This is a genomic window from Nocardiopsis sp. MT53 (assembly GCF_019598965.1).
GTDB lineage: Bacteria > Actinomycetota > Actinomycetes > Streptosporangiales > Streptosporangiaceae > Nocardiopsis > Nocardiopsis changdeensis.
The window spans coordinates 6,680,610-6,693,184 of the sequence record NZ_CP080599.1 but is presented as its reverse complement, the minus strand read 5'-3'; the positions used below and the strand labels follow the sequence as shown (position 1 = coordinate 6,693,184).

At 72.5% G+C, this 12,575-nt stretch carries 10 protein-coding genes; 8 read left to right on the top strand and 2 right to left on the bottom strand.

Features of this window, described 5'->3' with window-relative positions; translation table 11 throughout:
* The first annotated feature begins 3 nt into the window (after positions 1-3).
* From K1J57_RS29875 to K1J57_RS29850, 6 genes are all read left to right on the top strand, one after another.
* Positions 4-696, top strand: a complete 693-nt coding sequence (locus tag K1J57_RS29875; RefSeq protein ID WP_220562030.1) for an HAD family phosphatase — start codon at positions 4-6, stop codon at positions 694-696.
* Positions 697-865: 169 nt separating this feature from the next.
* The gene (locus K1J57_RS29870; protein ID WP_255646705.1) at positions 866-1,369 is read left to right on the top strand and encodes a cellulose synthase; all 504 of its coding nucleotides are present in this window, start codon (positions 866-868) and stop codon (positions 1,367-1,369) included.
* 695 nt (positions 1,370-2,064) lie between these two features.
* Positions 2,065-3,123 carry an ABC transporter permease gene (locus K1J57_RS29865; protein ID WP_220562029.1) on the top strand — a complete coding sequence of 353 codons (1,059 nt, stop codon included), beginning with the start codon at positions 2,065-2,067 and terminating at the stop codon, positions 3,121-3,123.
* 113 nt (positions 3,124-3,236) lie between these two features.
* Positions 3,237-4,988, top strand: coding sequence for an ABC transporter substrate-binding protein (locus K1J57_RS29860; RefSeq protein ID WP_220562028.1), 1,752 nt, complete (start codon positions 3,237-3,239; stop codon positions 4,986-4,988).
* Positions 4,989-5,073: 85 nt separating this feature from the next.
* Positions 5,074-6,087 (top strand): ABC transporter permease, encoded by a 1,014-nt coding sequence (locus tag K1J57_RS29855; protein ID WP_220562027.1) that lies wholly within the window; start codon positions 5,074-5,076, stop codon positions 6,085-6,087.
* Positions 6,088-6,128: 41 nt separating this feature from the next.
* Positions 6,129-7,886 carry an ABC transporter ATP-binding protein gene (locus tag K1J57_RS29850; protein WP_220562026.1) on the top strand — a complete coding sequence of 586 codons (1,758 nt, stop codon included), beginning with the start codon at positions 6,129-6,131 and terminating at the stop codon, positions 7,884-7,886.
* A 199-nt stretch (positions 7,887-8,085) separates the two neighbouring features.
* Here K1J57_RS29850 and K1J57_RS29845 read toward each other — a convergent pair whose 3' ends face one another.
* Positions 8,086-8,721: a TetR/AcrR family transcriptional regulator gene (locus tag K1J57_RS29845; protein ID WP_255646704.1), complete on the bottom strand. Its 636-nt coding sequence runs from the start codon at positions 8,719-8,721 to the stop codon at positions 8,086-8,088.
* Positions 8,722-8,772: 51 nt separating this feature from the next.
* On the opposite strand from K1J57_RS29845, the gene K1J57_RS29840 reads away from it, so the two are divergent.
* Together K1J57_RS29840 and K1J57_RS29835 are read left to right on the top strand one after the other, a co-directional pair.
* Positions 8,773-9,969: an amidohydrolase family protein gene (locus K1J57_RS29840; RefSeq protein ID WP_220562025.1), complete on the top strand. Its 1,197-nt coding sequence runs from the start codon at positions 8,773-8,775 to the stop codon at positions 9,967-9,969.
* Positions 9,966-10,712, top strand: a complete 747-nt coding sequence (locus tag K1J57_RS29835) for a DUF2087 domain-containing protein (protein WP_220562024.1) — start codon at positions 9,966-9,968, stop codon at positions 10,710-10,712. The genes K1J57_RS29840 and K1J57_RS29835 overlap by 4 nt, the downstream gene beginning before the upstream one ends.
* A gap of 16 nt (positions 10,713-10,728) precedes the next feature.
* Here the strand turns inward: K1J57_RS29835 and K1J57_RS29830 are convergent, their stop codons facing one another.
* Entirely contained in the window at positions 10,729-12,489 is a 1,761-nt protein-coding gene (locus K1J57_RS29830) for a PhoX family phosphatase (RefSeq protein ID WP_220562023.1), read from the bottom strand.
* Positions 12,490-12,575: the final 86 nt, after the last annotated feature.

The following is a 12,575-nucleotide window of genomic DNA, read 5'->3' as shown; positions in this document are numbered from 1 at the left end:
CGCATGACCGAGACCAGCAGCCCGCACCCGACCGCCGAGCGCCGCCTACAGGCGGTGCTCCTGGACATGGACGGCACGCTCATCGAGAGCGAGCACCTGTGGAACGAGGCGGAGGCCGAGACGGTCGCCGAACTCGGCGGGGTGTGGACCGAACGCGACCACGAGGCCAACGTGGGCAACGCCGCCGAGCCCGTGGGCCGCTACATCATCGAGCTGACCGGCGCCGACCACCTCACCCCGCGCGACGTCGCGGACCTGCTGTACGCGCGCTTCCGCACCAAGCTCTCGGGCGGCGCCCGGCTGCGCCCGGGGGCCAAGGAACTGGTGCGCATGCTGTCGGCCGCCGGGGTCCCGGTGTCGCTGGTGACCTCCACCGAGCGCGAGCTGGTCGCCGACGCCATCGACGGCATCGGCCTGGAGAGCTTCGACGACTCGGTGGCGGGCGACGAGGTGGAGGCCAACAAGCCCCACCCCGACCCCTACCTGCGGGCGGCCCGCCGCCTGGGCGTGGACCCCCGCCGCTGCGTCGCCTTCGAGGACTCGCTGGTGGGCGTGACCGCCGCGGCCGACGCCGGGTGCGTCACCGTCGCGGTGCCCGACCACGTGGAGATCCCGCCGCGCGAGGGCGTGGTGTTCCGCGACGGCCTGGTGGGCGTGGACCTGGAGTGGCTGGAGTCCCTGGTCGCCGACCGCTGACCCGCCGCCCGTGGTGCGCCGTCCCGGCGGGGCCGGCCCGCCGCGGGTACGGTGGTGACCAGCGGGCTCCCGCACCGCCCCGCCGGCCCGGGTAGAGGGCCCGGATGGGGGGATCGCCCTAGGGGATCGGCCCGATGTGCGCGGCGGTGTGGAGTGGGAGACTGGTGCCATGCCTGACACTCTGACGACGATGACCGGTGTGATCCTGGGCGGCGGCCTCACCCTCGTGGGCCTCGTCATCAGCTTCCTGGTGTGGCGGGCCAAGGGCCCGGCCTCGGGCCTGCGCGGTGTGGCCTGGTCGCTGGTGCCGCTGGCGGCGGGGCTGCTGGGGCTGATGAACGCCGTGTGGCAGTTCGTGCTCAGCATCCTGGGCATCCTGATGGGCCTGATCTTCAACCCGATGGTGTGGGCCGGCGTGGCCCTGGCCGGGCTGGCCGTGGTGCTCTACGTCGTCTCCGGGTTCATGCGCGCCCGCGGCGTGGGCACCCGGGGCCGGGCCAGGGAGCCCGGGGCCGCCGAGGAGGGCGGGGCCGCCGCGCCCCCCGCGGCCGGAGCGCCGACCGCCCCGAAGGGACAGGTGGGGGGCGCCGCCCCCAAGGGCGGCAAGAAGCAGGACGACCTCTCCGAGTTCGGCGACATCGAGGACCTGCTCCGCAAGCACGGCATCGAGTAGCCCGACCGCCGGTCCGTCGTCCGGGGCCGCTCCGCGCACCGCGCGGGGCGGCCCCGTCGCGTGTCGGGGGTGACCGCGCATCTTACGCCCCTCTGGCCACTGGTGCCCCAGGGGTCGTCCGTAATCACAGAGGGTGACAGAAACCCCATGCTTGGAGGACCCCCAGCAAACAGGAAGGACTCCGTACAGTAACGGAAACGTATCGACATGGGCGGACTCATAGCACTTGCCATAGCTTGTCCGACCCGGTGATGACGTGGGTGGATCACGCACGTATGGTTGGCCCGGCGATATACCCGTGTCTCCCCAGCTCGCGGCGGTCATCCGACGAATGCGAGCTATCTAGGCATTTGTAGTTATATGAGACTTTTCCGTGCTTTTGTCACGATTTAGCTACATGGCCAGAGATTGGACGATATGCACCCACGGGGCGAGTAGGTTTGTCGCTGTGTAACAACCCGGGCGGAACGTCCTGTGGTCGTGTCCAACTCCTCGTATGAAACCGGACACCTCCGCGGGCGGGGCCCACGGTGACGGGTCATCCTCCCGCACCGCGGACCCGGCGCCCACGCCAGCCAGCGTCGAGAACCGGCCGGCCCCACCCGTGAGACCCGCATGGGTCACCCCCCACAGGCCTCACGTGTGGGCTCTGTCCCCCCTCGGCCAGAAGCGTATGAGTGGAGAGTGGTGGCCTGATGAGCGCGCCCTCGCATGCCCCAGAGTCGGCGGAGCGGCCCGAGGCCGCCGCCGCGGGCGTCAAGGCGCCGGGTGGGCGCGGTGACGCCGACAGCCGGTCCCTGCGCCAGATCGCCTGGCAGCGCCTGCGCAAGGACAAGGTCGCGATGGTGTCCGGCGTGATCGTCGTGCTGCTCATCCTGGCCGCGATCCTCGCGCCCCTCCTGGTCAAGTGGTTCGGGCAGCCGCCCACCCAGTTCAACCAGGACCTGATGGAGCCCAACACCGGCCTGCCCTACGCCGACCCGAACAACCGGGAGCCGGCCCCCGGCCAGCCGCTCCCCGCGGTCGACACCTGGGGCGGCATCAGCGGCGACCACCTGCTGGGCCTGGAGCCCAAGACCGGCCGCGACCTGTTCAGCCGCATCGTCTACGGCGCGCAGATCTCCCTGCTGGTGGCGTTCCTGTCCACCCTGCTGTGCGTCGTCCTGGGCACCCTGCTCGGCATCATCGCCGGCTACAAGGGCGGCTGGATCGACACCGTCATCAGCCGCGCCATGGACATCTTCCTGGCCTTCCCGCTGATGCTCTTCGCGATCGCGCTGGTCGGCGTCATCCCCAACGGCTTCCTCGGCCTGGAGGGGAACGGACTGCGCGTCGGCGTCATCGTCTTCATCATCGGGTTCTTCAACTGGCCCTACATCGCGCGCATCGTGCGCGGCCAGACACTCTCCCTGCGCGAGCGGGAGTTCGTCGAGGCGGCCCGGAGCCTGGGCGCGAGCAACCGGCACATCCTGTTCAAGGAGATCCTGCCGAACCTCGTCACCCCGATCGTGGTGTACTCCACCCTGCTCATCCCCACGAACATCCTGTTCGAGGCGGCCCTGAGCTTCCTGGGCGTCGGCATCAACCCGCCCACTCCCAGCTGGGGCAAGATGCTCTCCGAGGCGGTCGACTACTACGCCACCGCCCCCTACTTCATCATCTTCCCCGGCCTGGCCATCTTCATCACCGTGCTCGCGTTCAACCTGTTCGGTGACGGCCTCCGAGACGCTTTCGACCCCAAGACCTCCGACTAGGCCCGTGCGCCCGGTGCGCGGCACACCCGCTCGGCCCGCACCACGGCAAGGGCGCACTCGGCCCCGGACGGTCCCACCCATCCCCACATCAGGTTCGCAAGAGAGGCAGTTCCTTGAGGAAACGCACCCTCGGCTTCGTCGCACTCGGTGCGGCGGCGTCCATCTTCCTTAGCGCGTGCGGTGGCGGCGACACCGGCGAGTCCGGCGACGCCGCCGCGGCCGCCGGGTACGACGCCGGCTCGACCCAGATCGTGAACCCGTCCGACCAGACGGGCGGCACCCTGCGGTACGCCATCTCGTCGGACTTCGACTCCACGGACCCGGGCGACACGTACTACGGCTTCAGCTGGAACTTCACCCGCTACTACGCCCGTACGCTGCTGGCGTTCACCCCGGCCCCGGCCGAGGCGTCCACCGAGCTGACCACGGACCTCGCCGCCGGCATGCCCGAGCCGAACGAGGACTTCACCGAGTGGACGGTCAAGATCCAGGAGGGCCTCAAGTACGAGGACGGCTCCGAGATCACCGCCCAGGACATCAAGTACGCGATCGCCCGCTCCAACTACAACGGCGGCGAGCTGCCCAACGGCCCGCGCTACTTCGAGTCCAGCCTCGACCAGGAGCCGTTCAACGTCTACGACGTCGACGACCCGATGGCCACCTTCACGGCCGTCGAGACCCCGGACGACTACACCCTGGTCTTCCACCTCAAGGAGAGCTTCTCGGAGTTCCCCTACATCCTGACCCAGCCGCAGACCGCCCCGGTGCCCCAGGAGGCCGACCGCGGCGCGCTGTACCGGGAGAACGTCCTCTCCTCCGGCCCGTACAAGTTCGACGGCGCCTACGAGCCCGGCGTGAAGCTGAACCTGGTCCGCAACGAGCACTGGGACCCCGAGACCGACCCGATCCGCCCGGCCCTGCCGGACGAGGTCACCGTCGAGATCGGTGTGGAGCAGAACGAGATCGACCAGCGCCTGGTCAACGGCGAGCTCGACGTCGACCTGTCCGGCGTGGGCGTCGGCCCGGCCATGAAGAGCCAGTTCCTCCAGGACCTGGGGACCTACGAGGACAACCTGGACAACCCGCTGTCCGGTGCCCTGCGTTACGTCAACGTCCACACCCCGGTCCTCGACACGGCCTGCCGCCAGGCGATCGCCTACGCGGCCGACCGTGACAGCCTGCACCGCGCCTGGGGCGGCGACACCGGTGGCGACCTGGCCACCAACCTGCTCCCGCCGACCATCCCCGGCTCGGACCCCGAGGCCAACCTCTACCCGTCCGAGGACAACAAGGGCGACCTCGAGGCCGCGCAGGAGAAGCTCGAGGAGTGCGGCGAGCCCGAGGGCTTCGACACCGTCATCGCCGTCCGCGACGGTCGCCCGAACGACCTGGCCACGGCCGAGTCGCTCCAGGAGTCGCTCAAGCGCGTCGGCATCGAGCTGGAGATCAAGACCTTCCCGGCCGAGGACTTCTTCGCGCAGTACGCCGGTTCCCAGGACTACGTCCGTGAGAACAACATCGGCCTGAGCGTCTCGGGCTGGATCCCGGACTGGGCCAGCGGCTACGGCTTCGGCTACAAGATCACCGCCGGCGACGCCATCCAGGAGACCGGTAACTACAACACCTCCGAGCTGGACGACCCCGAGGTCAACGAGCTCTGGGACCAGGCCCTCACCACCGAGGACCCGGACGAGCGCGCCGACATCTACGGCCAGATCGACACCCTGGTGATGGAGCAGGCCGCCATCCTGCCCGTCGTGTTCGACCGCGCGATGTTCTACCGCTCGGACGAGCTGACCAACGTCTACTACACGTCGTCCTACGCCATGTACGACTACATGGCCCTCGGCGTGAACCGGGGCTAACGCCCCTACCGGCCTGAACTAGTACGAGAAGGCAGGTGAACGCGGCGGGGGTCCACGGCCCCGTGGACCCCCGCCGCCGACCGCGATGCTGAACTATATTCTTCGCCGCCTCGGTGCGGGACTGCTGCTGCTCGCCGTCGTCACGGCGGTGACCTTCTGGATCTTCTACGTCCTGCCCAAGTGGGCGGGCGTGACCCCGCGCGGGATGGCCGCGATGTACGTGGGCAAGGCCCCGACCCCCGAGGCGCTCGACGCCACGGTGGAGCGGCTGGGCCTGGACCAGCCCGTCATCGTGCAGTTCTTCGACTTCATCCGGTCCCTGGTCTTCGGCGACCAGTTCCAGTTCGGCCGGGAGACGGTGGAGTGCGCGGCCCCCTGCCTGGGCTACTCCTTCACCACCAACAGCCCCGTGCTGGAGCAGCTGCTCGCCCGCCTGCCGATCACCGTGTCCCTGGCGCTCGGCGCCGCCGTGATCTGGCTCATCGGCGGCGTGGCCGTCGGCGTCCTGTCCGCGGTCAAGAAGGGCAGCCTCTTCGACCGCCTGGCGATGGGCACCGCCCTGGTGGGCGTGTCCCTGCCGATCTACTTCACCGGCCTGCTGGCCCTGGCCTTCATCGTCCACGAGTGGAAGGTCCTCCCGGTCCCGCGCTACACGCCGCTGACCGAGAACCCCGGTGCCTGGTTCACCGCGATGCTGCTGCCCTGGATCACCCTGGCGTTCCTGCACGCCGCCCAGTACGCGCGCCAGACCCGCGCGGGCATGCTGGAGGTGCTGGGCGAGGACTACATCCGCACCGCCCGGGCCAAGGGCCTGAGCGAGCGCAAGGTGATCTTCAAGCACGCCCTGCGCCCCGCGCTCACGCCCATCCTGACGATCTTCGGCCTCGACCTGGGCCTGGTCCTGGGCGGCGCCATCCTCACGGAGAAGGTGTTCTCCCTCAAGGGCGTGGGCGCCTACGCCATCGACGCGATCATCGGCAAGGACCTGCCGGTCGTGCTCGGTGTGACGCTCCTGGGCGCCGTCTTCATCGTCGTCTGCAACCTGATCGTCGACCTGCTGTACCCGCTGGTCGACCCGCGGGTGCGCATCGCGGCCTGACCCCGCGCCGGTACCGATCAGCTCTAGTGAAGGAATGTGACATGGCCTCGACCGAGCCCGTCGTCCGCGTGGACGACCTGCGGGTGACGTTCCCGACCATGGACGGCGACGTCCAGGCGGTGAACGGACTGTCCTTCGAGGTGCCCGCCGGGGGCGCCCTCGGCATCGTGGGCGAGTCGGGCTCGGGCAAGAGCGTGACCTCGCTGGCCCTGATGGGCCTGCACCGCGGCAGCCGGGCGAAGATCACCGGCGCCATCGAGGTGGCCGGGAAGAACGTGGTGACCGCCACGGACAGGCAGCTGCGGGCGATGCGCGGCAACGACATCGCGATGGTCTTCCAGGACCCGATGCAGTCGCTGCACCCGCAGTACACCATCGGCAACCAGCTGGTCGAGGCCTACCGGGTCCACCACCCCAAGGCGTCCAAGTCCGTCGCGCTCAAGCGCGCGGTCGAGGCGCTGGACCGGGTGGGGATCCCCCAGCCCGAGAAGCGGATCAATTCGTATCCGCACGAGTTCTCCGGTGGTATGCGCCAGCGTGTGGTGATCGCGATGGGGTTGATGTGCGATCCCAAGGTGCTGCTGGCCGATGAGCCGACGACGGCGCTGGACGTGACGGTGCAGGCGCGGATCCTGGACCTGTTGGACGAGCTGCGCCGGGATCTGGGGATGGCCCTGATCCTGGTCTCGCACGACCTGGCCGTGGTGGCGGGGTCGGTGGACGAGGTCGTGGTGATGCGCCACGGTGTGGCGGTGGAGCGCGGGGACGTGCGCACGGTGCTGTCGGCGCCGGAGCACCCCTACACGCAGGCGCTGCTGGCGGCGGTGCCGCGGGTGGAGGTCTCCCGGGCCCAGCGCCGCGCCCAGGACCGCGCCGACCGCCTGGAGAAGGAGAAGCGCGAGGGGACCGTCACCGACCCGGCGAAGTTCGAGGCGTTCACCCCCGCCTCCACCGACGGCGAGCCGCTGCTCAAGGTCGAGGACGTCGCCCAGCGCTTCAAGGTGCGCGGCGGGGCCATGGGCCGCTCCACCGACTTCTGGGCCGTCAACGGCGTCAGCTTCGACCTGTACAAGGGTGAGACGCTGGGGATCGTGGGCGAGTCGGGCTCGGGCAAGAGCACGCTGTCGCGGATGGTCATGCGCCTGCTGGAGCCCACCCGGGGCCGGGTGGTCTTCGAGGGCCAGGACATCACGCACATGTCCGAGCGCGCGCTGCGTCCGTTGCGGCGTGATGTGCAGATGGTGTTCCAGAACCCGTACTCGTCGCTGAACCCGCGTGTGACGGTGGGCGACGCGATCGGGACGGCGCTGCGGGTGCAGGGCGAGCGCGACACCAAGAAGATCAAGCGCGAGGTGCAGGAGCTGCTGGACCGGGTCGGGCTCCAGCCGAACCACTACAACCGGTTCCCGCACGCGTTCTCGGGCGGTCAGCGCCAGCGGATCGCGATCGCGCGGGCGCTGATCCTCAAGCCCAAGCTGATCATCTGCGACGAGCCGGTGTCGGCGCTGGACGTGTCCACCCAGGACCAGGTGCTGCGTCTGCTGTCGGAGCTGCAGGACGACTTCGGGTTGACCTACATCTTCGTGGCCCACGACCTGGCGGTGGTGCGCCAGGTCAGCGACCGGGTCGCGGTGATGCGCAAGGGCGAGATCGTGGAGCTGGGCGACAGCGACTCCATCTACGAGAACCCGCAGAGCGACTACACCCGCCAGCTGCTGGCGGCCGCTCCGCTGCTGGACCCGGACGAGGCCCGCAGCCAGCGCGCCGAGCGCGAGGCGCTGCGCGCCCAGGCCGTCTAGGGTCTGTTCCCCGAACGCCCTCCCGCGCCGCCGGGGGTTCGCCAGGCGCCCGGCGGGGCCGGGGGCCCGCCCCCAGGGGGCGCCGGGCACGGACCGAAGCGCAGTGGAGGTTCGGGAGAACACGGTCTGATACACCGGGCCACGACGGGGGCCGGTCCGCGATCCGCGGGCCGGCCCCCGTCGGCGTTCGCCGGGACCCTCAGAACGCCGCGGGCGGGCGCCCGGTGGCGGCGGCGCAGAACAGGTCGGCCAGCTCGCGGCCGTAGGCGTCGGGGGAGACGCCGGGCCGCTCGCGCAGGACGGCCGGGGCGCCCCGCAGCGCGGCGAACAGCACGTCGGTGAAGACCTCCGGGTCGAACCCCCGGAACTCCCCGTACCGCTGCCCCTCGGTGAGGAAGCCGGTCAGCTCGGCCCGCCCGGCCAGCTCCTCCGCGTCCAGCTCGGCGCGCAGGGCCTCGGGCAACGTGGCGGCGGACACGATCTCCCGCCGGGCCGCCATCTCCTCGGGGTTGCTCGCGCAGTAGGCGACGTTGCCGGTGATGATCCGGCGCAGGCCGTCCTCGAACCCCTCCAGCGGCTCCTCCCCGCCCTCCATGGCCTTGTCGAGCCGGGCGGCGATGTCCTGCATGACGCGCCGGATCAGCCGCTCCTTGGTCTTGAAGTGGTAGGTGATCAGGCCGGGACTGATCGACGCCCGCCCGGCGATGCGCACGAACGACGCCTTGGCGTACCCCTCGTCCGCGATGGTCGCGATGGCGGCGCGCACGATCTGGTCGCGCCGGGCGGCCTCCACGAACGTCTCCCCGGACCCCTCCGACTCATTTCCTGGTTGCATGTACAGGATACTATATGCTCAACTAGGAGTGAGTCCACCACAGGAGGGTCCATGGAATCCGGAACCGTGGCGCTGACACGGGTCACCGCGCTGGCCGGCGGCGACCTGGCACCGGTCGACGGCGCCCTCGTCATCGAGGACGGCCGGATCGCCGCCGTGGGTGTGGCCTCCGTCCCCGCCGGGGCCCGCGAGGTCCCGCTGCCCGGGTGCACCGTCCTGCCCGGCCTGGTGGACACCCACGTCCACCTGGGCGCCCCCGACGGCCGGGGCCCGCTCGCCACGGTCCGGGCGATCGCCGACCACCTGCGCTTCCAGCCGGGCAAGCGGCGGGCCTTCCTCGCCCACGGCGTCACCACCGTGTGCAGCCTGGGCGACGAGAACGCCTGGGTCCACGACCTGCGCCGCCGCGCCGCGGACGGCACCTTGGCCGGTCCGCGCGTGCGCATCGCCGGACCGCTCTTCACCGCGCCGGGCGGCCACCCGGTCGCCACCATCGGCGCCTCGCCCGGCGACGACTGGGTCCGTGTCCCCCGCAGTCCCGGACAGGCCCGCGAACAGGTCGCGGCACTGGCCGGCGGGGACGACCCCGTCGACGTGGTCAAGGTCGTCCAGGACCGGGGCGACCCCGCCCGGCGGTCGCTGGAGCCGATCGCCCCGCCCGTACTGGCCGCCATCGCGGACGAGGCCCACCGGCACGGCGTCCCCGTGGTCGCCCACTGGGGGACCCTGCCGGACCTGGCCGAACTGCTGGAGGCCGGGGTCGACCACCTCCAGCACCTGGAGCCGCGCGGGCCGCTGGCCGGCTGGCCCGCCGAGATGCTGGAGGCCATGGTGGCGCGCGGGGTCACCCTCGCGCCCACCCTCGCCGTCACCGAGGCGGCGCTGGACGCCGACACCGCACGGACCCTGCGCCGCCGCGTCCTGGAGTTCCACGAGGCGGGCGGCACCGTGCTGGCGGGCAGCGACAGCGGCATGCCCGCCGTGCGCCCGGGCGCGGGCCTGGTCCGCGAGATCGAGCTGCTGGCCGCCTGCGGCCTGGACCCGGCGCAGGCCCTGGCGGCCGCCACCACCGGGCCCGCCCGCACCCTGGGCGCCGGGGCCCCGCTGGCCCCCGGCGCCCCCGCCGACCTGCTGATCGTGCGCGGCGACCCGCGCACCGACCCCGGCTCCCTGCGCCGGGTCGCCCTGGTCGTGCGCGACGGCCGCCCGGTCGCCCGCCGCCGACCCCGCCGAGGAGGGACACCGTGAACACCGAGGAAAGAGTGAACGTGACCGCCCAGCCCGCCGCCCCGCCCGCCGTCGTCCGCCACGGTGCGGCCTACCACCTGTCCGTGTGGGGCGTCCTCCTGCCGCTGGGAGCGGCCGCGGGCGGACTGCTGTCCCTGCTCCCGGGTTGGCTGCTCGCCCTGCCCGACTGGGTCCTGGCCCTGCCGTTCCTCCCGGGGGCGGACAAGCTCGAACTGCTGGCGGGGGTGAGCGGGCCGATCCTCACCGCCGTCCTGACGGTCATCGGCGTGGTGGCCGGGTGCTTCCTGGCGCTGATGTCGTACGACGAGGTCATCACGGTGAAGGTGGACGGGGAGGCCGTGCGCGTCACCGCCTCGGGGGAGACCGCCGAGGTCCCGCGCGAGCGCTTCGGGACCGCCTTCCTGGACGGCCGGGAGCTGGTGGTCCTGGACGCCGGCACCGCCGAGGCGGTGCGGGCCCGGACCGACCACAAGGCGAAGCGGCTGCGCGCCGCCTTCGAGGCGCACGGCTACGCGTGGTCCGAGGGCGACCCGCACGCCGACGCGTTCCAGCGCTGGCTGGACGGCACCCCCGACCTGGACGCCCGCACCCAGGCGCTGCTGCGCACCCGCCAGGAGGCCCTGGAGCGCAAGGACGCCGACGACGCCGCCGAGCTGCGCGCCGCGCTGGCCGACCGGGGCCTGGTGGTGCGCGACCGGGAGCACCGCCAGTACTGGCGGGCCCTGCCCGGCCGCGAGGTCTGACCCCCGCCCCCGCCGGTCAGGTGCCGACGGTCCCGCCGTCGTCCTTGCGCACCGCCACCACCGCGCAGCGGGGGCGGCCCTGCGGGTCGAACCCGGGCCAGTTGCCGACCGCCCGCGGGTCCTCTGCGGTGGGCTCGCCCCAGCGGGCGTCGGAGGACCCCGGCCCGCGCACCGCCACGAACAGGGTGCGCTGGTCCGGGGTGGCGCTCACCCCCGCGATCCCGCACCCGCGCGGTCCGGTCATGAAGCGGCGCACCCGTCCGCTGTCCGGGTCGGCGCACAGCAGGGCGCTGTTGCCCAGCTGCTCGCGGCCGTCGTCCCGGCCCAGTCCGGTCACGTCGGTGGTGATCCACAGCCGCCCGTCCGCCCCGGAGAACACCCCGCCGGGCGAGGCGAACCCCGTGCCCTGCCCCGCCCGGGCGAACTCCCGCCAGGCCAGGACGGTGGCGGCGTGGTCCATCGCCCCCTCGGTCCAGGCCAGCAGGCGGCCGCCGCCGCCCTCTCCGGCCTCGGGCAGGTACACCTCCCCGGTGCGGGGGTGGACCGCCGGGCGGCCCGGCCCCCGGAACCCGGTCGCCCCCACCGCGGCGGCCGCCCGGCGGGCCCGCAGCAGCACGGCGGCCTGGTCGGCGAACCCGTCCCGGGCGGTCAGCCCGGTGCGGCCGTGGGCCAGCGGCAGCCAGGTCCCCGTCCCGTCCGCGTCCAGCCGCAGCGCGTACAGGGCGCCCTCGTCCAGCGGGCTCGCGGACGGTCCGCGCGCCTCCCTCCAGGGGCGGGCGGCGACGAACTTGTACACGTGGGCGTCGTCGGTCATGTACACCACCGGGCGCCCCAGCGACCGGGCGACGACCAGCCCCCTGTGCCCCAGCCGCCCCAGCGCGGTGCGCTTGGCGGGCGGGCCCTGCGGGTCGAACGGGTCGATCTCCACCACCCAGCCGAACCGGTCGGCCTCCCCGGGCGTGCGGGCCAGGTCGAACCGGGACAGGTGCCGGTGCCAGCCGCGGGCGGAGTCCGCGGTCAGCCCGTAGGCCTCGTGTTCGGACCGCGGGCGCCAGGAGGGGTCCCGGGTCCCGAAGGCGTCGGCGAAGGCGTCCTCCCCGGTCAGGTAGGTGTGCCAGGGGGTGACCGCGTACGCGGACCCGCCGGTGGTGCCCAGCGGTTCGGCCCCGGTGTCCAAGGCCTCGTGCTCGGCCAGGGGGCCGGAGAACACCACGGGGGTGTCGGCGGTGATCCGCCGGTTGAGCTCGTCGCGCGCCATCCGCCAGCGCCCCTCGGACAGCTCGACCCGCACCACGGTCGCCCCCAGGGAGGCGATCTCCTTGGCGGCGCGCTCGGGGGTGTCGGCGCGGCCGCCGTCGGGGTGCAGCAGCGCCGGGTCCAGCGCGCCGTGCCCGAGCACCAGCACACCGTTGCGGGTGCCCTCGCGGGAGGGGCCCAGCGGCAGGTAGTGCAGACCGCTGTGCCCGGTGCCGACCTGCTGCCCGGCGTGGGCGGCGGTGTTCGAGGCGTCGGGCCGCCAGACGGGCCCGCCCGGGGCGATCGGCGCGCCCCAGGGCAGCAGGACGCGGGCGGTGTACCCGGCCGGGACGGTCACCCGGTCGGTGCGGGTCACCGGGACCTCGGTGAACCCCGGGGCCCCGTCGTCGGGGGCGGCCAGGGCCGGGACGGGCGTTCCGCCCAGGGCGGCGGCCAGGGTCCCCGCGCCCGCGGCGCAGAGCAGGCTGCGCCGGGACACGGCGGGTGCGGCCGCGGCGGTCGGCCGGGTGCGGTCGGGCATGGGTCCCCTCCGGGGGTGTGTCGCGCTCGCGACGAATCTCTCCAATAGTGATGAGATAACCACACAGAGTAACCAATTGCCCGCAG

What these genes read in the sequence shown, in the direction of transcription:
- K1J57_RS29850 (WP_220562026.1), top strand. Translation starts at nt 6,129, where the DNA reads ATGGCCTCGACCGAGCCCGTCGTCCGCGTGGACGACCTGCGGGTGACG.
- K1J57_RS29830 (WP_220562023.1), bottom strand. Translation starts at nt 12,489, where the DNA reads ATGCCCGACCGCACCCGGCCGACCGCCGCGGCCGCACCCGCCGTGTCC.
- K1J57_RS29865 (WP_220562029.1), top strand. Translation starts at nt 2,065, where the DNA reads ATGAGCGCGCCCTCGCATGCCCCAGAGTCGGCGGAGCGGCCCGAGGCC.
- K1J57_RS29870 (WP_255646705.1), top strand. Translation starts at nt 866, where the DNA reads ATGCCTGACACTCTGACGACGATGACCGGTGTGATCCTGGGCGGCGGC.
- K1J57_RS29840 (WP_220562025.1), top strand. Translation starts at nt 8,773, where the DNA reads ATGGAATCCGGAACCGTGGCGCTGACACGGGTCACCGCGCTGGCCGGC.
- K1J57_RS29845 (WP_255646704.1), bottom strand. Translation starts at nt 8,721, where the DNA reads ATGCAACCAGGAAATGAGTCGGAGGGGTCCGGGGAGACGTTCGTGGAG.
- K1J57_RS29875 (WP_220562030.1), top strand. Translation starts at nt 4, where the DNA reads ATGACCGAGACCAGCAGCCCGCACCCGACCGCCGAGCGCCGCCTACAG.
- K1J57_RS29855 (WP_220562027.1), top strand. Translation starts at nt 5,074, where the DNA reads ATGCTGAACTATATTCTTCGCCGCCTCGGTGCGGGACTGCTGCTGCTC.